Origin of the sequence: Streptomyces sp. NPDC058653, assembly GCF_042716895.1 — a bacterium.
GTDB lineage: Bacteria > Actinomycetota > Actinomycetes > Streptomycetales > Streptomycetaceae > Streptomyces.
Genome location: NZ_JBHXRM010000014.1, coordinates 12030 through 31668, shown reverse-complemented (window position 1 = coordinate 31668; position 19639 = coordinate 12030). Strand labels below are relative to the sequence as shown.

Annotated in this window: 20 protein-coding genes; 7 read left to right on the top strand and 13 right to left on the bottom strand. The window is 70.4% G+C overall.

The window, feature by feature from the left end:
• Positions 1–5: 5 nt before the first annotated feature.
• The 3 genes from ACFWU9_RS14615 (at position 6) to ACFWU9_RS14605 (ending at position 4118) form a co-directional block, all read left to right on the top strand.
• Positions 6–2531, top strand: a complete 2526-nt coding sequence (locus ACFWU9_RS14615; protein WP_384318118.1) for an MFS transporter — start codon at positions 6–8, stop codon at positions 2529–2531.
• A 170-nt stretch (positions 2532–2701) separates the two neighbouring features.
• The gene (locus ACFWU9_RS14610) at positions 2702–3520 is read left to right on the top strand and encodes a YceI family protein (RefSeq protein WP_384318116.1); all 819 of its coding nucleotides are present in this window, start codon (positions 2702–2704) and stop codon (positions 3518–3520) included.
• Between the two features lie 127 nt (positions 3521–3647).
• Positions 3648–4118 (top strand): PPOX class F420-dependent oxidoreductase, encoded by a 471-nt coding sequence (locus tag ACFWU9_RS14605; protein ID WP_384318115.1) that lies wholly within the window; start codon positions 3648–3650, stop codon positions 4116–4118.
• A gap of 58 nt (positions 4119–4176) precedes the next feature.
• Here ACFWU9_RS14605 and ACFWU9_RS14600 read toward each other — a convergent pair whose 3' ends face one another.
• The 11 genes from ACFWU9_RS14600 to ACFWU9_RS14550 all read right to left on the bottom strand — a co-directional run bounded on the left by ACFWU9_RS14600 (position 4177) and on the right by ACFWU9_RS14550 (position 14269).
• Positions 4177–5013, bottom strand: coding sequence for a TetR/AcrR family transcriptional regulator (locus ACFWU9_RS14600; protein ID WP_384318114.1), 837 nt, complete (start codon positions 5011–5013; stop codon positions 4177–4179).
• A gap of 45 nt (positions 5014–5058) precedes the next feature.
• Positions 5059–6552 (bottom strand): MFS transporter, encoded by a 1494-nt coding sequence (locus ACFWU9_RS14595; RefSeq protein ID WP_384318298.1) that lies wholly within the window; start codon positions 6550–6552, stop codon positions 5059–5061.
• Positions 6553–6838: 286 nt separating this feature from the next.
• The gene (locus ACFWU9_RS14590) at positions 6839–7576 is read right to left on the bottom strand and encodes a response regulator transcription factor (protein ID WP_384318112.1); all 738 of its coding nucleotides are present in this window, start codon (positions 7574–7576) and stop codon (positions 6839–6841) included.
• A 172-nt stretch (positions 7577–7748) separates the two neighbouring features.
• Complete coding sequence (locus ACFWU9_RS14585; RefSeq protein ID WP_384318110.1) at positions 7749–8054, bottom strand: hypothetical protein; 306 nt, start codon at positions 8052–8054, stop codon at positions 7749–7751.
• A gap of 155 nt (positions 8055–8209) precedes the next feature.
• The gene (locus ACFWU9_RS14580; RefSeq protein WP_384318108.1) at positions 8210–9121 is read right to left on the bottom strand and encodes an amidohydrolase family protein; all 912 of its coding nucleotides are present in this window, start codon (positions 9119–9121) and stop codon (positions 8210–8212) included.
• 59 nt (positions 9122–9180) lie between these two features.
• Positions 9181–10059, bottom strand: a complete 879-nt coding sequence (locus tag ACFWU9_RS14575; RefSeq protein WP_384318106.1) for a DUF2797 domain-containing protein — start codon at positions 10057–10059, stop codon at positions 9181–9183.
• Positions 10060–10211: 152 nt separating this feature from the next.
• Positions 10212–10862: an isochorismatase family protein gene (locus tag ACFWU9_RS14570; RefSeq protein ID WP_384318104.1), complete on the bottom strand. Its 651-nt coding sequence runs from the start codon at positions 10860–10862 to the stop codon at positions 10212–10214.
• A 102-nt stretch (positions 10863–10964) separates the two neighbouring features.
• Positions 10965–11615 (bottom strand): DUF6461 domain-containing protein, encoded by a 651-nt coding sequence (locus ACFWU9_RS14565; protein ID WP_384318102.1) that lies wholly within the window; start codon positions 11613–11615, stop codon positions 10965–10967.
• Between the two features lie 211 nt (positions 11616–11826).
• Positions 11827–12390, bottom strand: a complete 564-nt coding sequence (locus ACFWU9_RS14560) for a dihydrofolate reductase family protein (protein ID WP_384318100.1) — start codon at positions 12388–12390, stop codon at positions 11827–11829.
• A 129-nt stretch (positions 12391–12519) separates the two neighbouring features.
• The gene (locus ACFWU9_RS14555; RefSeq protein WP_384318098.1) at positions 12520–13707 is read right to left on the bottom strand and encodes a glycosyltransferase family 39 protein; all 1188 of its coding nucleotides are present in this window, start codon (positions 13705–13707) and stop codon (positions 12520–12522) included.
• Between the two features lie 208 nt (positions 13708–13915).
• A complete protein-coding gene (locus ACFWU9_RS14550) occupies positions 13916–14269 on the bottom strand; it encodes a RidA family protein (RefSeq protein WP_384318296.1) in 354 nt (117 codons plus the stop codon).
• A gap of 162 nt (positions 14270–14431) precedes the next feature.
• Between ACFWU9_RS14550 and ACFWU9_RS14545 the strand changes: the two genes are divergently transcribed.
• Positions 14432–15403 carry a helix-turn-helix transcriptional regulator gene (locus tag ACFWU9_RS14545; protein WP_384318097.1) on the top strand — a complete coding sequence of 324 codons (972 nt, stop codon included), beginning with the start codon at positions 14432–14434 and terminating at the stop codon, positions 15401–15403.
• A gap of 371 nt (positions 15404–15774) precedes the next feature.
• Here the strand turns inward: ACFWU9_RS14545 and ACFWU9_RS14540 are convergent, their stop codons facing one another.
• A complete protein-coding gene (locus tag ACFWU9_RS14540; protein ID WP_384318095.1) occupies positions 15775–16245 on the bottom strand; it encodes an NUDIX domain-containing protein in 471 nt (156 codons plus the stop codon).
• A 2-nt stretch (positions 16246–16247) separates the two neighbouring features.
• Complete coding sequence (locus ACFWU9_RS14535; RefSeq protein WP_384318093.1) at positions 16248–16991, bottom strand: XRE family transcriptional regulator; 744 nt, start codon at positions 16989–16991, stop codon at positions 16248–16250.
• A 107-nt stretch (positions 16992–17098) separates the two neighbouring features.
• On the opposite strand from ACFWU9_RS14535, the gene ACFWU9_RS14530 reads away from it, so the two are divergent.
• The 3 genes from ACFWU9_RS14530 (at position 17099) to ACFWU9_RS14520 (ending at position 18938) form a co-directional block, all read left to right on the top strand.
• Positions 17099–17341, top strand: coding sequence for a hypothetical protein (locus tag ACFWU9_RS14530; protein WP_384318294.1), 243 nt, complete (start codon positions 17099–17101; stop codon positions 17339–17341).
• A 246-nt stretch (positions 17342–17587) separates the two neighbouring features.
• Positions 17588–18031 (top strand): glycine-rich domain-containing protein, encoded by a 444-nt coding sequence (locus tag ACFWU9_RS14525; protein WP_384318091.1) that lies wholly within the window; start codon positions 17588–17590, stop codon positions 18029–18031.
• A gap of 70 nt (positions 18032–18101) precedes the next feature.
• Positions 18102–18938, top strand: a complete 837-nt coding sequence (locus tag ACFWU9_RS14520) for a protein kinase (RefSeq protein ID WP_384318293.1) — start codon at positions 18102–18104, stop codon at positions 18936–18938.
• Positions 18939–19639 lie beyond the last annotated feature (701 nt).

Here is a 19639-nt window from a genome sequence, read left to right as displayed (position 1 = left end):
ATCCAATGGCTACGAGCACCACACCAACGGGTGCACGGGGCGGCCACGCCAAGCACGGCGGCGGCTCACCCGCCCCCGCCGCGCCCGGCACGCCGATGACTCACCGTCAGATCATGGAGGCGCTCTCCGGACTGCTGCTCGGCATGTTCGTGGCGATCCTCTCCTCGACGGTCGTCACCAACGCCCTGCCCGAGATCATCTCCGACCTCGGCGGCGGACAGAGCGCGTACACCTGGGTCGTGACCGCCTCGCTGCTCGCGATGACGGCCACCACCCCCCTGTGGGGCAAGCTCGCCGACCTGTTCAGCAAGAAGCTGCTGGTCCAGATAGCGCTGACCCTCTACGTGGTCGCCTCGGCGGCGGCCGGGCTGTCCCAGAGCGCGGGGACGCTGATCGTCTTCCGCGTCGTCCAGGGCATAGGCGTCGGCGGTCTCACCGCCCTGGCCCAGATCATCATGGCCGCGATGATCGCCCCGCGTGAGCGCGGACGCTACAGCGGCTACCTCGGCGCGACCTTCGCCGTCGCCACTGTCGGCGGGCCGCTCATCGGCGGTGTCATCACCGACACGTCGTGGCTCGGCTGGCGCTGGTGCTTCTACGTCGGTGTCCCGTTCGCCGTCGTCGCGCTGATCGTGCTCCAGAAGACCCTCAAGCTCCCGGTGGTCAAGCGCAAGGTCAGGATCGACTGGACCGGCGCGTTCCTGATCAGCGCGGCCGTCTCGCTGCTGCTGCTCTGGGTCACCTTCGCCGGTGACAAGTACGACTGGGTCTCCGGGCAGACGTACGCGATGCTCGCCGGCACGGTCGTGCTCGGCGCGCTCTTCCTCTACACCGAGTCGCGGGCCAGCGAACCGATCATCCCGCTGCGCCTCTTCCGCAACCGCACGATCACCCTGGCCTCGCTGGCCTCGCTCTTCGTCGGTATCGCGATGTTCGCGGGCACGGTCTTCTTCAGCCAGTACTTCCAGCTGGCGCGCGACAAGTCGCCGACGATGTCCGGTGTGATGACCATCCCGATGATCGGCGGGCTCTTCCTCTCGTCGACGGTCTCCGGCCTCGTCATCACCAGGACGGGACGCTGGAAGGCATGGCTCGTCAGCGGTGGTGTGCTGGTGACGGCCGGGCTCGGACTGCTGGGCACCATCCGGTACGACACCGAGTACTGGCACATCGCGGTCTTCATGGCGATCATGGGCCTCGGCGTCGGCATGATGATGCAGAACCTGGTCCTGTGCACCCAGAACCAGGTCTCCCCGCAGGACCTCGGCGCGGCCAGTTCCGTCGTCACCTTCTTCCGCTCGCTCGGCGGTGCGATCGGTGTCTCGGCCCTGGGCGCGGTGCTGGGCAACCGCGTCGCCTCGTACGTGAAGGACGGTCTCGCCGACCTCGGGCCGGACGCGGCGGCGGCGGGTCACGCCGGTACGGGCGGCGGGGGCATCCCGAACCTGGACACGCTGCCCGGACCGATGCGGACCGTCGTGGAGGCGGCTTACGGGCACGGTGTCGCCGATGTCTTCCTGTTCTCCGCGCCCGCCGCGCTGCTCGCCTTCTTCGTGACGCTGTTCATCAAGGAGGTCGCGCTCAAGACCCGTGCCGGGGGTGACGCGGCCGAGAGCCCGGAGAAGGCTCCCGTCGAACCGGCGGTGCCGGTGGCCGTGGGCTCGGAGGGGCTCGTCGCCGTCGAGACCGGGGCCACGACCCCCACCGCCTCGCCGGCGGCCCGCCAGGGCGCCGATCCGGCCCCGGGAGTCGCCCCGGACACCGGTGGCATCCCCGTGCACGGCGTCGTACGCGGCGGTGAGGGCGGGTCCGTGCCGCGCGCCGCGCTCACCCTCATCTCCCCGGGCGGGCGCCAGTTGGGCCGCGCGGTCGCGGGGGACGACGGACGGTACACGGTGGACGCGCCCGAGGCCGGCTCGTACGTCCTGATCGCCTCGGCCGACGGCTACCAGCCGCAGGCCGCCACGGTGGCCGTCGACGGTGAGCCGGTGGCGTACGACATCCTGCTCGCCGGTACGAGCGGGCTCACCGGCTCCGTACGGAGCGCGGAGGACGACACGCCCGTCGAGGGCGCGATGGTCGTCGTGACCGACGTACGCGGCGATGTGCTGGCGACCGGCAAGTCGGCCGGGCAGGGCGAGTTCGCCTTCGCGGAGCTGCTGCCCGGCGCCGTGACGGTCGCCGTCAACGCGACCGGCTTCCGGCCGCTGGCCCTGCCGGTGGAGATCGGCGCCCAGGGCGTGACCCGGATCGAGGCGGTGCTGCGCTCGGGCGCGCTCGTCCAGGGCACCGTCCGCGCCGGCGCCGACCGGCGTCCGCTGCCGGACGCGCGCGTCACGCTGGTCGACGCGGCCGGGAACGTGGTCGCCACGGCGACGACCGGCGACGACGGGGTGTACGGCTTCGCGGACCTGGACGCGGGCGAGTACACGGTCATCGCGACCGGCTACCCGCCGGTGGCCGGCACCCTGACCGTGGCCGGGCGCGGGACCGACGGCCACGACATCGAGCTCACGCACCCCGGCGAGTAACGGGGCGGGTGAGCCCGGCCGAAGCCCCCGGACGGGGCGCGTCCCCCAGCGGAGGCGCGCACAGGTCCGGTGGAAAGGGGCCCCGGTGAGGTGGCGGCAAGCCTGGGGACGGCGGGCCGCCATCGCGCCGGGGCCCACCTCTTGACCGCGATCGAGGAGAGAGAAACGGGATGGGACTTCGCGCACAGGTACGGACACCGGACGGCTGGGCCGTCCAGCACGCTGTCGTGACCCTGACCGACAGGACCGGCGCCCAGGTGGTGCGCGCCGACGCGGACGCCGAGGGGAGGGTGGCCGTGGACACGGCGCTGCCGCCGGGCCCGTACACCGTGATCGTGGCGGCCACCGGCTACGCGCCCGCCGCCTCGACCGCGTTCGTCACCTCCAGCGGTGTCGCCGACGCCGGGACGGTCGTCCTGACGCGGCAGGGCCATGTCGAGCTGCCGCCGCCCGGTGTCTGGAACGTGGACCCCGCGCACTCCTCGGTGGCCACAGTCGCCCAGCACCTCGGGTTCTCCAGCGTGCGCGGGCACTTCGGCGACTTCGGCGGGCGGATCGAGATCTCGGCGGTGCCCGAGCGCTCCCGCGTCGACGCGGTCATCGACGCGGCGAGCATCGACACCGGCAACGGCGTACGGGACAAGCACCTGCGGTCGGCGGACTTCCTGGACGTGGACCGCTTTCCCGAGATCACCTACCACAGCACGGGTGTCAGCCAGTCGGGTCCGGACCGCTGGACCGTACGGGGTGAGCTGGCGCTGCACGGAGTCGTACGGAAGGTGGGGCTGGACCTGACGTACCTCGGGACCGGGCCCGACCCGTGGGGCGGCGAGCGGGCGGCCTTCCGCGCGACGACGGAGCTGCGGCGGGACGAGTTCGCCATGGACTACAACCAGGTGGTGCGGGCGGGGATCTCGGCGATCGGCACGACGCTGCGGGTGGAGCTGGACATTCAGGCGGTACGAGAGGTCGGCCCGCGGGACGCGTAGGCGGCGGGCGCTTGGCGGGACGCGGGACGCAGGGGCGGGCGCGGACGCTTGGCGGGACGCAGGACGCAGGACGCGGGGGCGGGCGCGGGCGCTTCGCAGGTCGCGGGCGGGTCGTAGGCTCCGGGTCATGGCACCCAACATCGCGACCAACACCACCGTGGCGCTCGACGAGTTGCTGGAGTTCGTCCGGCCCAGGCACCACGCCATCCTGCTGACCACCCGTTCCGACGGCCGCCCCCAGGGCTCCCCGCTGACCTGCGGCGTCGACGACTCCGGGCGGATCGTCGTCTCCACCTACCCGGAGCGGGCGAAGACGCGGAACGCGAAGCGTGACCCACGCGCGAGCGTGATCGTCCTGTCGGACTCGTGGGACGGCCCCTGGGTGCAGATCGACGGTACGGCGGAGGTGCTGGACGTCCCGGAGTCGGTCGAGCCGCTGGTCGAGTACTTCCGGAACATCTCCGGGGAGCACCCGGACTGGGACGAGTACCGCGAGGCGATGGTGCGGCAGGGGAAGTCGATCATCCGCATCACGCCGGAGCGCTGGAGCCCGATCGCCACGGGCGGCTTCCCGGCGCGGCTCGCTCCCCCGGAGTAGCCCGGCGGGGTGGCGCGCCGGAGGGCTTGGCGGAGTGACGCGGCGGGGGCGAGCCGGCTCAGCCGCGTGCGCGCATCGCCTCGATGCCCGCGATGAGGAGTTCGAGCGCGAACGTGAAGTCCCGTTCGCGCATCTCCTGGACCGTCTCCCCGCCGCGCGCCTCCATCAGCTCCTCGGCCCGGTCGAAGCGGCCGCGGTACTCCTGCTGTTCGTGGATCGTCCCCATGGCGTGCCGGTAGTACTGGTCCTGGGTCATCCCCGCCTCGGCGCACCTCTGGACGAAGTGGCCCTCGATGGTCCCGAAGCCGTACACGAACTGGAAGACGCCGGACAGCGCGCCCATCTGACCGTGCGCGGGCAGGCCCGTTCGGCGCATGACCCGCTGCACGGCGTGCGAGAACTCCATCGAGTGCGGGCCGATGTTGAGGAACTTGCCGACGAGCGGCGAGACCCAGGGGTGGCGGACGAGCAGGGCCCGGTAGCTGTGGGCCAGGGCGCGCAGCTCGTCGCGCCAGTCGGAGCCGGGGCCCGGGTCGGCGCCGTCGGGGCCGGAGTCGGCACCGTCGTCGCTGTCGGCGCCGGACCCGGCCCGATCGCGGATGTCGATCTCCGTGTAGACCGAGTCCAGGGCGAGTTCGAGGAGGTCGTCCTTGGTGTCCACGTACCAGTACAGGGACATCGCCGTGACGCCCAGTTCGGCCGCCAGCCGCCGCATGGAGAACTTGGCCGGGCCCTCCGCGTCCAGCATCCGTACCGACACCGCAGTGATCCGGTCCCTGTCGAGCCCGGTCGGATGGTCGGAGCGCTCACTCCTGCGGCCCCGGGCGGCGGGCTTGCCCTCCAGCCATACGCTGGTCCGCAGGGACTGCTTGGCCTTGTCGGCTGCCGACTCCATGGATGAGCCTCCTCGGTTCCTCGGCCCGTTGGTGCGGATCCGATGCTATGCCGCGGATGTCCCGGGACGGCCTGCCCGCTCGGCACGGCGCAGCAGCAGTGCGGCGAGCAGACCGCCCGCCAGCACCGCCACGGCCCCGACCAGTTGGCTGGTCTCCAGTCCCGAGGCGAACGCGTCGGAGATCGCGGCCCGTTCCGCCTCCCCGCCGGGTCCCGCCTCGACGGAGGCGAGCGCGGCGGGCAGCGAGGACGCGCCCACGCCTACTGGAACGAGCGCGGCGAAGCGGGAGTTCAGTACGGCTCCGAGTACGGCGACCCCGAGTCCGTTGCCGAACTCGCCGAGTGTGCCGTTGACGCCCGCCCCGACGCCCGCCTTCTCGGGCGGGATCGCGCTCATGATCGCGTTGGCCATGGCGGGCATCGAGAGCGCGACGCCGGCGCCCATCACGACGAGACCGAGCAGCATTCCGCCGTAGCCACCCGCGCCGAGCACGGCGATCGCGGCGAGACCGGCGGCCACCAGCGTCATCCCGGCGGCGATGGTGACCGGCGTGCCCATCTTCCGTACGAGGAAGGGGCCGAGACCGGTGAGGTTGAGCGCGACGACGGTGACGGCGAGCGGCGCCGTACGCGTGCCGGCGTCCAACGGGCCGTATCCCAGTACGAATTGGAGATGCTGGGTGAGCAGGAACAGCGAGCCGGTCATGCCGAAGGCCACGAGGATCACGCCGGCGACGGCACCGACGAAGCGCTGGTTCCGGAAGAAGCCCATGTCCAGCATGGGGTGAGGGACGCGTGTCTCCCAGACCGCGAAGACACCCAGGGCGAGCAGTCCGACGGCCGCGGGGAGCAGTACCCGGCCGGAGGTCCAGCCGTGCCCGGGGCCGGAGATGATCGCGTACACGACGGCGGTCATTCCGACGACGGAGAGCAGCGCGCCCAGCAGGTCGGGGCGGGCGCCCTGCGTGCTGCCGGACTCCGGTACGAGCGCGAGGACGGCCGCCAGGCCGAGCACCACGACCGGGATGTTGACCAGGAAGATCGCGCCCCACCAGAAGTGGTCGAGCACGGCGCCGCCGAGCACCGGGCCCGCCGCGAAGCCGAGTGAACTGACCGTCGACCAGAGGGCGATGGCCTTGACGCGCTCCTCGTCGTCGAAGATCTGCACGATCACCGCGAGCGTGGTGGTGAGCAGCAGTGCGCCGCCGACGCCCATTCCGGCGCGGGCCGCGATCAACTGGCCGGAGGACTGGGCGAGTCCGGCCGCCAGCGAGCCCAGGCCGAAGAGCACGAGGCCGGCGACGAGCATCTTCTTGCGGCCGTAGCGGTCGGCGGCATTGCCGGCGGTGAGCAGGAGGCCCGACTGGACGAGCGAGTAGGCGTTGATCATCCACTGGACGTCGGCGGTCGACGCGTTCAGTTCGGTGGTGAGGGAGGGGATCGCGACGCCGAGGACCGTGTTGTCGATGAGCACGGTGAGCTGGGCGAGGCAGATGACGCCGAGGATCAGCCAGCGCCGGGGGTGGCGGCCGACCGGAATCGAGGGAGGTGGGGAGGGGGCGGCGCTGCGGTTGCCGTCGGCCGATGCCTTCACGCGGAGACTCCTTTACGGTGTACGGGACCGGCTGGTCCCGTACACCGTACAAGAAACTCCCTTACACCGTATAGCTAGTTTCTGGCGGTCAGGCCGTAGAGAGTCGCCCCGTGGCCCCACCCACGCTGACCTGCTCGTACGTCGACCGCACCCATGCCGCGACGCTCGAAGGAGTGCCTTCCGCGCCGCCGCCACGGCCGAGGGGCTCGGTCCCGTGTCGCCGCCGCCACGGTCACTCCCCCGGCTTGATCAGATATCCCGCCCCGCGCCGGGTGTGGATCATCGGCGGCCGGCCCGCGTCGATCTTCCGGCGCAGATAGGAGATGTAGAGCTCCACGACGTTGGCCTGGCCACCGAAGTCGTACGACCACACGCGGTCGAGGATCTGGGCCTTGCTCAGCACGCGCCGCGGATTGCGCATCAGGAAGCGCAGCAGCTCGAACTCGGTCGCGGTGAGATGGACGGACTGCCCGCCCCTGCTGACCTCATGGCTGTCCTCGTCGAGGGTCAAGTCACCGACGACCAGCACCGATTCGCTGCGTACGGCGGCGGTGCCGGAGCGGCGTATCAGCCCGCGCAGCCGTGCCACGACCTCTTCCAGGCTGAAGGGCTTGGTGACGAAGTCGTCCCCGCCCGCGGTGAGCCCGGCGATCCGGTCCTCCACGGCGTCCCCGGCCGTGAGGAAGAGGACGGGCACCTGAGGCAGTTCCCGGCGCAGCCGCCCGAGGACCGCGATGCCGTCCATGTCGGGCAGCATCACGTCGAGCACCACGGCGTCGGGCCGGAACTCCCGCGCCGAACGCACGGCGCCCGCGCCGTCACCGGCGCTGCGGACGTCCCACCCCTCGTAGCGGAGGGTCATGGACATGAGCTCGGCGAGCGAGGCCTCGTCGTCCACGACAAGGACCCGGACGGGGCTGCCGTCCGGCTTGATCATCTCGGTGCGCCCCCTGGGCGAGGTGACGGTCATGGAGCCCACAGTGGGGAGTCCGCCTGAGAACGTCCTTGCCGCTTCCTGTGAATTCCCTGAGAACGCGGGCGGTGGGGACGGTGGGGCGCGAGGGGGATGCGGCCGGGCGGCTCGGGCCCCGGGGCGGCGGGCGCGGGACCCCGCCGCCCCGAGACGTGGGGCGTGTTCGAGGTCAGTCGCGGTCCTCGCCGGTGGCGGCGCGGCGCGCCTCGCGGCGGCCCGCGTAACGCTCCTTGCGGTTGGCGGTCCTGGCCCACTCCTGCCGTTCCTTGATGTGCGAGCGCACCTTGCACCCCGCGCAGCAGGGGCGGCTGATCAGCATCAGGAGCGTCTGCGCCCACCGGCAGCGGGTGTCCGTGCTCTCGCGCGCCGGGCGGGGCGGCAGATCGCAGGGGCCCCGACGGTGGTCGTGGACGGGCAGGGGGCGGTGCTCGGCGTGGCGGACCCACGGCGGTTTGGTCTTGTCCGTGCGGGACATCTCGTTCCTTCCGGAACCCGCCGCCCGTGCTCCCGGAGCTTCCGGGCGGGCGGCTAGGTCGTCCGCTTCACGGCGTCACGTCCTTCCTGTGGGCTGTTGATGTACGGGCCGCTCACTGAGGTGAACAGCCTTTCAGGATAGGGAAGTCGTTCTCCTCAGGCCACGCCTTTCGGGTCCAGCCCGAAGATGCGGACGCCGTTCTCGTAACAGACGGCCCGGGTCCAGGCGTCGCCCAGCCCGAGCCCTTCGAGGACCTCCAGCTGGTGGAGGTACGGGTACGGGATGTTCGGGAAGTCCGAACCGAGCAGGATCCGGTCCCCCAGCCCGGCGAGCCGCGCCCTGGTGTCCGAGCCGGTGGGAAAGGGCGAGAGGGCCTCGCTGAAGTCGGTGAAGGCCATCGTGGTGTCGAGCAGGACCCCGTCGTACCGTTCCGCCAGGTCCAGGAAGTCCGTGTACTCGGGCATCCCCATGTGCGCGACGACCAGGCGCAGCCTCGGATGGCGCGCGAGCAGCCGTCCCACGTGCTCGGGCCCCGTGTACTTGCCGGGCTGCGGGCCCGAGCCGCAGTGCATGACGATCGGCACGGCGGCGTCGGCGAGCAACCCCCAGACCCGGTCGAGGCGTTCGTCGTTGGGGTCGTAACCCCCCACCTGGAGATGCGACTTGAAGATCCGCGCGCCGGACTCGACAGCCTCGCGTACGTACGTCTCCACTCCCTCCTCCGGGAAGAGGGTCGCGGTCTGGAGGCAGTCGGGCGTCCGCGCGGCGAATCCGGCGGCCCAGCCGTTGAGCCAGTCGGCCATGCCGGGCTTGTGCGGGTAGAGCATCGAGGTGTACGCGCGAACGCCGAACGCCCGCAGGAGCGCGACGCGTTGGTCCTCCTCGTGCCGGTAGGTGATGGGCCACTCCCTGCCGGTCAGGGGCCCGGCACTGTCGAAGTACGCCCACACCTTCCGCAGGACGCGGTCGGGCATGAAGTGCGTGTGTATGTCGACGAGTCCGGGCAGCGAGAGCCGTTCCCGGAACTCCCGCACGGCCTCGATCTCCGCTGCTGCTTGATCGTCCATCCCACCAGCCTCCGGGGCGGCGGCCGTACTGTCCAGCACCGCCCGGAGGTTCCACCGGTTCAGAAGAGCCCGTCCTGTACGACGTGTTCGGCGGCGGCCACCTCTCGTACGGGCACGGTCACGCCCTCGTCGGCCGCCGCGGTGAGCCCCCAGCCGCGCAGGAGCCGGGTGTCGAGGACGAGTACCGCGCCGTCGTCCCCGCACTCCAGATGCAGATCCGGGCCGGCGGCGGCCACGAGCCGCCCGGCGACCCGCCCTCCGTCGACCAGCTCGTCGATCACACCGGTGACGGGCGGGGTCCCGGCCAGCCCGAACACGTCGACGTGGTCGACAGGTCGGAGCTCGGCGCGCTCCAACGACTCCGGCCATCCGCTGAGCGCGACGGCCCGCCCGTACAACTCCCGTACCTCCGACGAGCGTTCGGCCCGATCGGCCGGCAGTGTGGCGCGCACGGCGCGCTTCGCGGCGTAGGGAACGCGGTCCGGCACGCCCAGCGCCGTACGCAGCAGTTCCTCGGTCCGCCGGGCCGCCATCAGCGGGCCGCGGCCGAGGCGGGTGAAGACGACGGCTCCCTGTTCGAGCAGCCGCGCCGCGCCGCGCGCCTCGGCGGTGATGCCGACCTTGACCATGCCGGGACCGAACCAGGCCAGGTAGACGGTGTACGGCTGCGGGTCGTCGGCGACGGTGTCGGCGGCCACGGACCGCGACCGGTCGAGGCGTGCGCAGTCGGCGCACTGCCCACCGGTACCGCGCCCGCCCACGCGGGCGCCGAGCGGACACTCCTGCCCGCGCACCCCGGCGCAGAGCCGCTCGCCGAGGGCGCGGAAGCCGAGCTCGCGCCCGTACGTGAGCGGGCTCCGCCGCTCCCGCGCGCCGTCCCGCCACACGAGCTCACCCCCGGCGTCACTCCACCGCAGCCCGTGACACCGCCAGGCCATACGTACTCCCGCCCTGTGAGAACTCCCGAATGCCACCCTCCAGCCTCCACCACGTCCGGAGCCTCCACCACGTCCACAGCCTCCACCACGTCCGCTCCGTCCGGCGTCGGTGGGCGGCGGCCCCGGGAGGGGGCGTACACGAGGGCGGGGTCTTAGGTCGTGGTGGTCCCGGCGCCGGGAGCACCCTGCCGAGCGCCGGGAGCGCCCTGCCGAGTCGTTCCGATCGTCGGCTCGGCAACCGGCTGCTCGAAGGAGACGTCTGCCGCCCGTGCGACCACCTCCACCTCGGCGCCGAGCGCCCACTCGGCGACGCGCGACACCGTGGCGGCCGGGACGGCGTCGCCGATGCCCTCGGCGGCGGGGGCGTCGTACGTCGCGTGGGCGTCGTGCGGCAGTACGACGCGGTAACCGCGCGCCAGCGCCGTCCGTGCCGTGGCCGACACGCACATCTCGGACATCACACCGCAGACGGCGATCCCCTTGGCCCCGGCCGACACCAGCATCCCGCCGAGCGGCGTCCCGTCGAACCCGTCGTCCCGCTTCTTGCGCACGACGACCTCGCGGTCCCCCTCCACCACGGGCAGCGCGAGCTCCCACCCCGGGGTCCCGGCCTCGTCGTCGGCGCCGGCGGGCCCGTCGTTCTGCAGATGTACGACGAGCACGCCACGCTCCCGGGCCCGCCGCAACATCCCCTCGATCGCCTCCCGCACCGGCCGGGCGGCGGGGACGGCGCCCTCGCCGGTGAAGAAGGCGGTCTGCACATCCACGACAACCAGGGCCTGCACGCCCGCGACGTCACTCATCCCGCGATGATCGCCGCCCGTGCCCCGACCCCACAAACGCTTTACGTGGTCGCTTCACAAGGGCGGCGCTTCGCAAGGTCTTCAGGCGGTCAGTGCACGAGGTCAGGTGAGCCACGAGCTGTCGGGGCCGCCGAAGAGTTCACCGGGCGCGGCGAGGAGCACCGTACGCAGTGGGGTGTCGAGCCAGGCCGGATCGACGGCGGCGCCTGCCGTGCGTTCCAACAGCGCGAAGGATTCCGCGCGGAGACGTTCCGGATGGAAGGAGACGTCCTCCGCCCAGGCGGGGACCTCGGGCCGGGGGTCCAGCCAGTCCATGTCCTCCAGTTCGGCGGGGTCGAACGCGCCGTCCACCCGGCCGTCGACGGCGCGCATCACCTGATGGCGGGCGTTCACGTCCGCGTGGACGCTGAAGAACTCACCACCGTCCGCCGACGCCCGCCGGGCGATCTCGGGGAGGCTGCCGTGGTACCCCCACTCGATGGCCACGACATGCTCCTTGGCGGTGATCACGCGAAGCAGCTCGTAGTCCTCGTAGAGATGGTCCGCCTGTTCGTCGGCGGCCTCGGCGAACGTCATGAGCCGCGACTCCCCGGGATCGCCGCCGAACGCCCGGATCACCTCGTCCTCGGACTTCCCGGCGACCACGGAGAAGGTGTACGCCGTCGGCGCCGCTCCCGTATCGGCCCACGCGTACCGAGCAACGAGGTCTTCCCACACCGCGACGTCTCCCCTGTGGTTGAGCGCTTCCGCCATCGAGCGGCGCACTCTACGGCGTCCGGGCGGTCACGGGGCCGGCGGTGGTGGTGCTCGGGGCGACCGTGGCTGCGGTCAGGGTCGGCCGTGGGGGTGCTCGGGGCCGGCCGTGGTGGTGTTCAGGGCCGGCGATGGACGTGCTCAGGGCCGACCCGTGGTGGTGCCTCGGGGCCGCGCTCGGGGCCGCGCTCGGAGCCTCGTCCACTCAGACTCAGGCGCGCGGAATGTCCCGCCCGGTCTGCCGGTACTCGATCAGCAGCACCCGGTCGTCCAGGACCCGCTGCCCGGCCAGCTCCAGCTCCGCCGCCGCGACGCCGGCGAAGAACGGTTCGCGTCCCGACGTCCCCACGAGCAGCGGGAACGTCATCAGCCGCAGCCGGTCGACGAGTCCCGCGTCGAGGAGCTGCCGGGCGACGGAGAGACTTCCCATCGTGCGCAGGGGTACGCCGCTCGCGGCCTTCAGCCGCTCGATCTCGCCGACGAGGTCGTCGTCGCAGACCCGGGTGTTCGGCCACGTGACCTCCTTCAACGTCCTTGAGAACACCACCGCGTCGCGCTCGCTCATCCGCTGCCACGACTCGTCCCGTGCCTCCACAGGCATCCCGGCCATCGCCTCGTACGTCCGCCGTCCGAAGACGAGGAGCTGGGGCGCGGCCGACTCGGTGGCGATCCACTCCGCCAGCTCGGGGCCGTAGTAGCCGAAGAATCCGGGGGAGTTCTCCGAACCGGCCCATCCGTCGACGGAGACGAAGATATCGACAGTCAGTGTCCGCACAGCTACTCCTTGAGGTCCTCGGGGTGGAAGGCCCACCCGCACAAGGAACGTCGGAGCCGCACCGCGCTTCTCGACAGATCGACGCCGGCCGTTGACGCAGTGGAGCTGCCGACCATTGATGCAGTGGATCTAGGGGGGTCCCGACCCGTTGAGCCAGAACGCGCCGTACAGCGCGGCGACAAGTATTTCCGCCCCCAGAAGGGCGTACACAACGGAGGGTCTGGCCTTGACCATCGCGGCGGCCAAAGGAAGCAGCAACGGAAAAGCCGGCATCAGAAGTCGGGGCTTCGACCCGAAGTATCCGGAGGCGCCGATCGCCATGACGACCACGATGCCCGAGTAGACGACGAGCGGGTACGACCGCGACTGTCTGAAAAGTATTCGATGAACCCAGACGACGCCCCCAGTCAGCGCCATCAGCAACAGCGGCCAGACAGCCTCAAGGCCCATGCCCGACGCCACGAAGCGGGAGAAGGAGACTCCGCCGTCGAATCCATTGCCCCACTGGGCCTGGACATCGAGGTATCCGAACAGCTCACCCTGCCGGGCACCCACCCAGAGCACAAACCCGACAGCCCCCAGCGGCGCGACGATCCCGGCCACGACGACGCGCCACAACTCCGGTCCTTCGGCGTCCCGTTCCCTCCTCCGGCGCAGAACTTCCCGCGCCCCCACCAGAACAACCGCGGCCGCCACCGCAAGCCCCACCGGCCGGGTGAGCCCGGCGGCGCAGGAGAGAAACCCCGCCACCAACCACCTGTTCCGCATCACCGAATACAGCGCCCACGCGGCGAAAGCCACGAAGAGCGACTCGCTGTACGCCATGGACTGCACGATGCCGACAGGAAGCGCGGCCCAGAGACACACGGAGATCAGGGCGACGGGTCTGCTGTAGAGATGTTCCGCGATCAGATAGATCCCACAGGCGGCAAAGACAGAGGCAACGGCGCTGATCAGCAGCCCCGCGTCCGCGAGGTCCATCCCGAACGCGGCCGAAATTCCTTCCTCAAGCCACGGGAGCATGGGAAAGAAGGCCGTGCTCGACAGATGCCGCCCGTCGGGAGCGACCAACGAGAAGTCATATCCATGCTGGGCGACACGCTCGTACCAGAGGGAGTCCCACCGCCGGGAGAGCAATTCACGCGCGCTCGTGCCGGCGGATCGCGACCAGACGGCGAGAGCCAGAAGGCATGTCATCCGCACCGCGCAGAAGAGGGCGACGACGCGCGCCAACTCGCTATTCAGCGCGCCGGAAGCCGACGGGCGAAACCCCCTCGAACCGGCTACCCGATCAACCCTCGCCGACCACATCGACATCCGCCCCGACTTCTTCCGACGCCACTCACCGGGTGACTCAGCATGGCCCCCTCAGCATGACAGGGCGCGCGCAGGCCACTTCGGTGAGCCCGGTACGGCCCCCGTGCCCGTACTCACAGCCACCACGGCCGGACGCCCTCGCCAGCCGTGGCCGGTCCTGCCGGCGGGGGCCGCGCGCCTCCGTGTCAGCGGAGGCGGTGAGGTCCCGTCACGCGACGGCGGTCCCCTCCAACTCGACCATCTGGCCTGGGATCGCCAGTCGCGTCACCCCGAGCATGGTGGTGGTCGGCGCCACCCGGGCGGCGCCCAACCGCGCCGCCAGCTCGCCGTAATGCCGGAACAGCAGATCGACGTCGGTCGTGTAGACGTTGAGGCGGACAAGGTTCGCGAGAGACATGCCGGCCTCGCCGAGCACCGCCTCCAGATTGTCGACACTCAACGCCAACTGCCCGGCCATGTCGCCGTCGTGCTGGGGCTTTCCGTCGCCGTTCATCGCGGTCTGTCCCGAGATGTAGAGGGTCTGTGTGTGCCCGGAGACGAGCTCACCCTGGTTGAATCCCATCTCCACGGACCAGGGCACCGGGTTGACCGCCGTACGTTGCGTTGCCACGTCATCTCCATTCGACTGCGCGCGATTCGACGACGCCTGTTCCGACGTCGTGCCGCCGAGCCTCCCGCACAAATCACGACACCCTTGGTCAGGTATTCCGACTAGGGTTTCCGTATGCGCGCCGACAGGTTGGTCTCGCTGGTGCTGCTCCTCCGCCAGCGCGGCCGGCTGTCCGCGACGACGCTGGCGCGCGAGCTGGAGGTGTCCACCCGTACCGTGCTGCGCGACATCGAGGCGCTGTCCGCGGCGGGCGTCCCGGTCTACGCCGAACGCGGCCGGCACGGCGGTTTCGCGCTGCTGCCCGGCTTCCAGACAGAGCTCACCGGGCTGAACCACGACGAGGCGCTCGCCCTGCTGGTCGCCGGATCACGGCGCGGCGCCCAGGTGTTCGGCCTCGGCTCGGCGCTCGCGTCGGCCATGCTCAAGGTGGTCGACGCCCTGCCCGAGAACCACCGGGACACCGCGGCAGGCGTGGCCGAGCGGTTGCTCATGGACCCGGAGACCGACCTCCTCTCGCGCCGCGTGCCCGCCGATGAGGTGTCCGAGACCGTGGTGACCGAGGTCCGGCGCGCGGTGCTCGCGGGCCACAAGCTGCGCATCCACTACGCGGCCACGGACCAGCCACCCCGGTGGCGCACGGTGGACCCGATAGGCCTGGTGACCGTCCGCGACCTGGGCTACCTGCTGGCCACCCGATCCGGCGAGGACCGCACCTACCGCCTGTCCCGGATACGGGCGGCCGAGGAACTCACCGAACCGGCAGAACGAGCCGCCCGGATCGACCTGAACCGCGCCTGGCAAGACCGCGGCAACCGGTTCCGGACGGGCGGCGACCAGGTCACCGTGGTGGCCCGGGTGCACCCCTCCCACCGGGAGGCCCTGGCGGACACGGCGCTGTCCATCCACACCGAATCCACGGCCCCGGACGGCTGGCTCCACCTGACGGCGGCCTTCCAGGACCGAAGACACGCGGAATGGTCCCTCTGGCAACTCGCCCCGAACGCCGAAGCCCTCTCCCCCCACTGGCTCCGCACCACACTCCACACCCGCGCCCAGGCCCTCGCCACGCGCTACGAATCCCCCTGAGCCGGGGCATCGGCCATGTGGAACTGACGCTGCTCCAGCCCGACTACCGCAACGGACTCCACATCCGACGGGCCAACCCCGAGGAGCCTGCAGGAACGCCACGGACTGAGGCCCTCGACGGCCGAGTACACCTGGATGCTGGCCCCTGCCGGAGACAGCTTCGTCATCGGAAGCATCCCGAACCGGCGCGAGGCGGAGCACAAGCTGATGACGGACCGGGAGTCACGGTACGACGGCTCAAAACCCTGCCCCCCGTCGAGTGTAGGAGACGGTAATATCCCTTCGGCTGGTCCGCTGCAGCTCTTATATCTGAATCCGGCAGGAATCTGGACGCTGAAGGTCACAGACCTAAAGTGGCGTCGTGGCTGCGATCAGCCCAGGTAGGGCCGCTCACGGCCTTCCATGAAATGACGGATCCGGAGCCGCTGCGTGTGGTGCATGGGCAGCTGGTCGATCTCCTCCGGCAGGACGAACCGCAGCTCCGTGGACTCATCTGAGATGGCGAGTCGGCCGCCAACCACACGGGCGGAGAAGCAGACGTTGAACTGCCGGCGGATCTCGCCGTCCGAGTAGGCGATGATGTGGCGCGGATCGGTGTATGTGCCCACGAGCCCCGTGATCTCTACGTCGAGGCCCGTTTCCTCCTTCACCTCACGAACGGCCGTTCCTGGCAGCGAGTCACTCATCTCCATGCCGCCACCAGGCAGCGCCCACAGGTCGTTGTCCCGTCGGCGCTGAAGGAGGATGCGCCCTTCGTCGTCGGTGACCGCTGCGGACGCGGCGACCACCAAGCTGTTCGGCTCGGGTGCCGAGGGATCGTCGTAGTACTCGGTCCGTGCCATGGTCATCCTTCACTTACCGGCGTCGCGGTCTCCCACACAGCATCGAAGCTGCGGCTGTACGTGTCGAACATGCCGCCCTCTCCACTGCGCCGAAGATGCCATACGGGAGCGCCATAGGCGTTTACACCCCAAACATGGGCGTTGATCATCGCTTGGTCATCCGCGCGGTAGATCGAGTTGTAGAGCGTGGTGGCATGGATCCGCACCTCGATGCCGGGTACCTCGGCAAGGGGGCGGTAGTGCATGAGGGCGAGGCGGCAACGGGACTCGATCCCGTGGCCGAACTTCTCTTCCGCACCCCGTTGTTGCACGTTCGTACTGTCCGGGTCCCCAACCGCGATACGGACCGCGCACCCCGCAGCGGCTCGTTCTCGCAACAGGTCGTTGAGCCGCGGGTACGACTCGTGCAGGAAGACCGCCGCGTACACCAGCACGTCGATGTGCTCCCTGGCCTGGGCCAGCATGTCCGTGAAGGTGGACACGGGAACATCGGCTCGCTGGTCGTACAGAGCCACCAGTTCCGGACTGACAGCGCGTGCGGGGCGGGCCTGCCGCAGCGCCGGCCACAGAGCGTGCACGTCTTCTCCTAGCGTTTCCGCTGCCAGCATGGCCGTGGCACGGCGCGGCGTACGCCCCAGATTGACCCATCGTTCAACGGACTTGGGGTCGACCTCGACCTGGTCCGCGAGGGCGGTGTACGTCCAGCCACCGGCCGCCATGGCGGCACGTAGCCTCTCGTTCGGCATCCCAATGTCTCCCAACACCCGGGGACGGCACTAGGGACGTTCTACCCCACGCGGGACGTCCCAATATGGGGTTTGTCTGTAGTTCCAACGTCCCGCTGCTCGGCAGGATGCTCATCCGCATGGCGAGCAACCAGCAGACCGGACCAGGCATCGGCGAACTGGCGAAGGACACCGTGAGAGGACGCATCGGCGTCGTCATGGGTGCGGTGGGCGGCCGTGTGCAGATAAGGCCGATCGGCGGCGGCATGGAGTGGGATGCCATGCCGGACAACGTGGTGGTGCCGAGTGCGCGGGAGGAACTCAGCGCGCGTCTGGCCATCCGGAACGCCAACAGCTGGAACGGGCTGTGATGCGCGCCGTCGGCCGATATGCGGGAGTCCTGTTCATCGTCATGATCAGCGGGTCATGTGGCCTGGTGGTCGGTATGGCTCTCGCCATAGGCCAGTAGACGGGTCGCCCCGAACGGGTGCCGGTTCTCCCTCCCCTTCCCTGTTCGGGGCGGCCACCCAAGTCGCCCTGCTGAGTGCCACGAGCCCCGGCTCGACGGCCGACGCAGGCGGCAAGTCCCAAGCACCCCACACACGAGGAGCTTTCGCATGACCGCAACAGCAAACGATCAGAGGGCCGGTCGCACAGCGGCTGGTGAGGAGCTGTTCGAGAGCCTCACCCACTTCGTGGTCGCGCACCACGGGCAGCCGCCAGAGCGTGCCGAGCGCATCGCGGACCAGGCGGTCGCCTTCGTCGTCACCGCTGCCTCCGCCACGGTGCCCATGGTCCCGTCCGACGAAGTGGATCTCGGCCTGCATGCGCTCATCCTGCACACGAAGGAGTACGCCGAGCTGTGCGACCGGCACGCAGGTCGCTTCCTCCACCACAACCCGGCGCCTGGTGGAGGTGCCCGCGACCCGGAAAAGGTGGCCGCCTCCGCACACGCCATGAAAGCGGCCGGGTTCATGGTTTTCGATGATCTGTGGACTGTGAACGGCACGAACCTCGCGCAGTGCGACTCCGACTGCGGCCGGCCGTACGGTCAGGCGTAACACACGACAACAACGGAGCGGCCGGCCTCGACTCGGGGTCGGCCGCACTCGTCCGATGGGAGAAGAGACGTTGTCCGGGCCATCCCCTGAACTGCCGGTCGTGGTGCTTGACGCGCTGATGCCCACGGCTCACCGCCTGGTCGTGAACCGCCGTGGCTCCATGGTCTGGGAGGTCGAGAGCCGTCGAGGCCACTACGCCGTGAAAGTCGGCCATCCGATCGAGGCCACAGCCGACTGGCCCGCGCAGCCTTGGACCGCGCTCGCACCCGGGCGCGAAGGTGCTGTGTTGGATCGTCTCGGCTTCGATGACTTCGCCTATGGCGAGTGGGAGCGCGGGACGTGGAACTTCCAGCCGTGGCACGAAGGACCGGACCTGTACGGGCTCTGGAAACCCTGCCGCGAGCCCGCCTCCTCCATCGCACCGCACACCAGCGTGGCGCTCGGTTGTGTTGAGGCGTTGGCGGAACTCCACGCGAAGGGCTGGGCTCACGGCGATGTGCAACCTGCCCATTTCATCGTCGGGCCGGAGCGAACGCACCTCATCGACCTGGCCCTTGCGCGCGGGGGTCAGGTGCCCGAGAGCTACGATTTCCCGTTCCGCGGCTGCCTCGTGCACTACGAGGCACCGGAGATCGCACGCAGCGTGCTCGCCGCCGGCGAAGCCGAGCCGACGCAGAAGGCCGATATCTACGCGCTCGGCGCGTCCCTGCTCATCTCCGCGACCGGCTGGCGGGCGGTCGAGTACCCGGACGACGCTCCGCGCCCCGTACAGAGAGAGGCTGTGGCGAACGGTCGGCGTCGTCCCGTAAAGGTGGCAGGTGAGACGGGCGACCTGATCGAAGCGATGCTCAGCCACGCTCCCGGAGATCGGCCGACCATCTACGAGGTGCGTGAAGCTCTGAGCTGATCCCGAGACCCGGGTCCACCCCTCGCGCTCGCACAGCTCAGACCAACAACCAAAGACCTGACCACCCCTCAGCCTGGACAGCATTTCGGGTGGTCCGGTTATGGAAGTCCTGCTCAGGACCCCGGTGCCGGGGGTGCCGGGGTGGTTGGCGTGCTCGGACAATGGGCGCGCTGCGACCTCGACAGCCCGTCAACGCGTCAGAGAGGTTGCTGCTATTGGGATTGGGTCGGCTGCGAAGCCCGGTTCCGGCCTGGGCCACAGAAAGTCAGCCAAGGCGGCGGGAGCGCCGGACGAGGACCCGCCACGTGTGTTTCCAGCAACCCCGCACCGGCCTCAACCACGCTTCTTCCATGCGCCAGAGACCGCACCATGAGCCGGCCTGGGCGCTGCCGACGTGGCTCTGCAACTGGGCAGACTGCGGTCTCCACGAGACATACGGCGTGGGGCGGAGGACGGTTGGGGGGCACGCCCGCGCTCGGCGGACCTCGGCCTGGTCCTGATACTCGAAGCGGTCGAGTGGCTTCCTCGTCAGGCTGTACGCCTTTGCCGATCCTGCGCGCTGAGTGGGTGGGGGCCGCCGGAGCGGCGGGGGGCCCCCGCCCCCCCCCCCTGCGGGCCCCCCCCCCCCGGGCGGGGGGGGGGATTAAAAAAAAACAAGCCCCCAAAACACCCCAAAAAGAGGTGGGAAGGAGGTGGGTGGT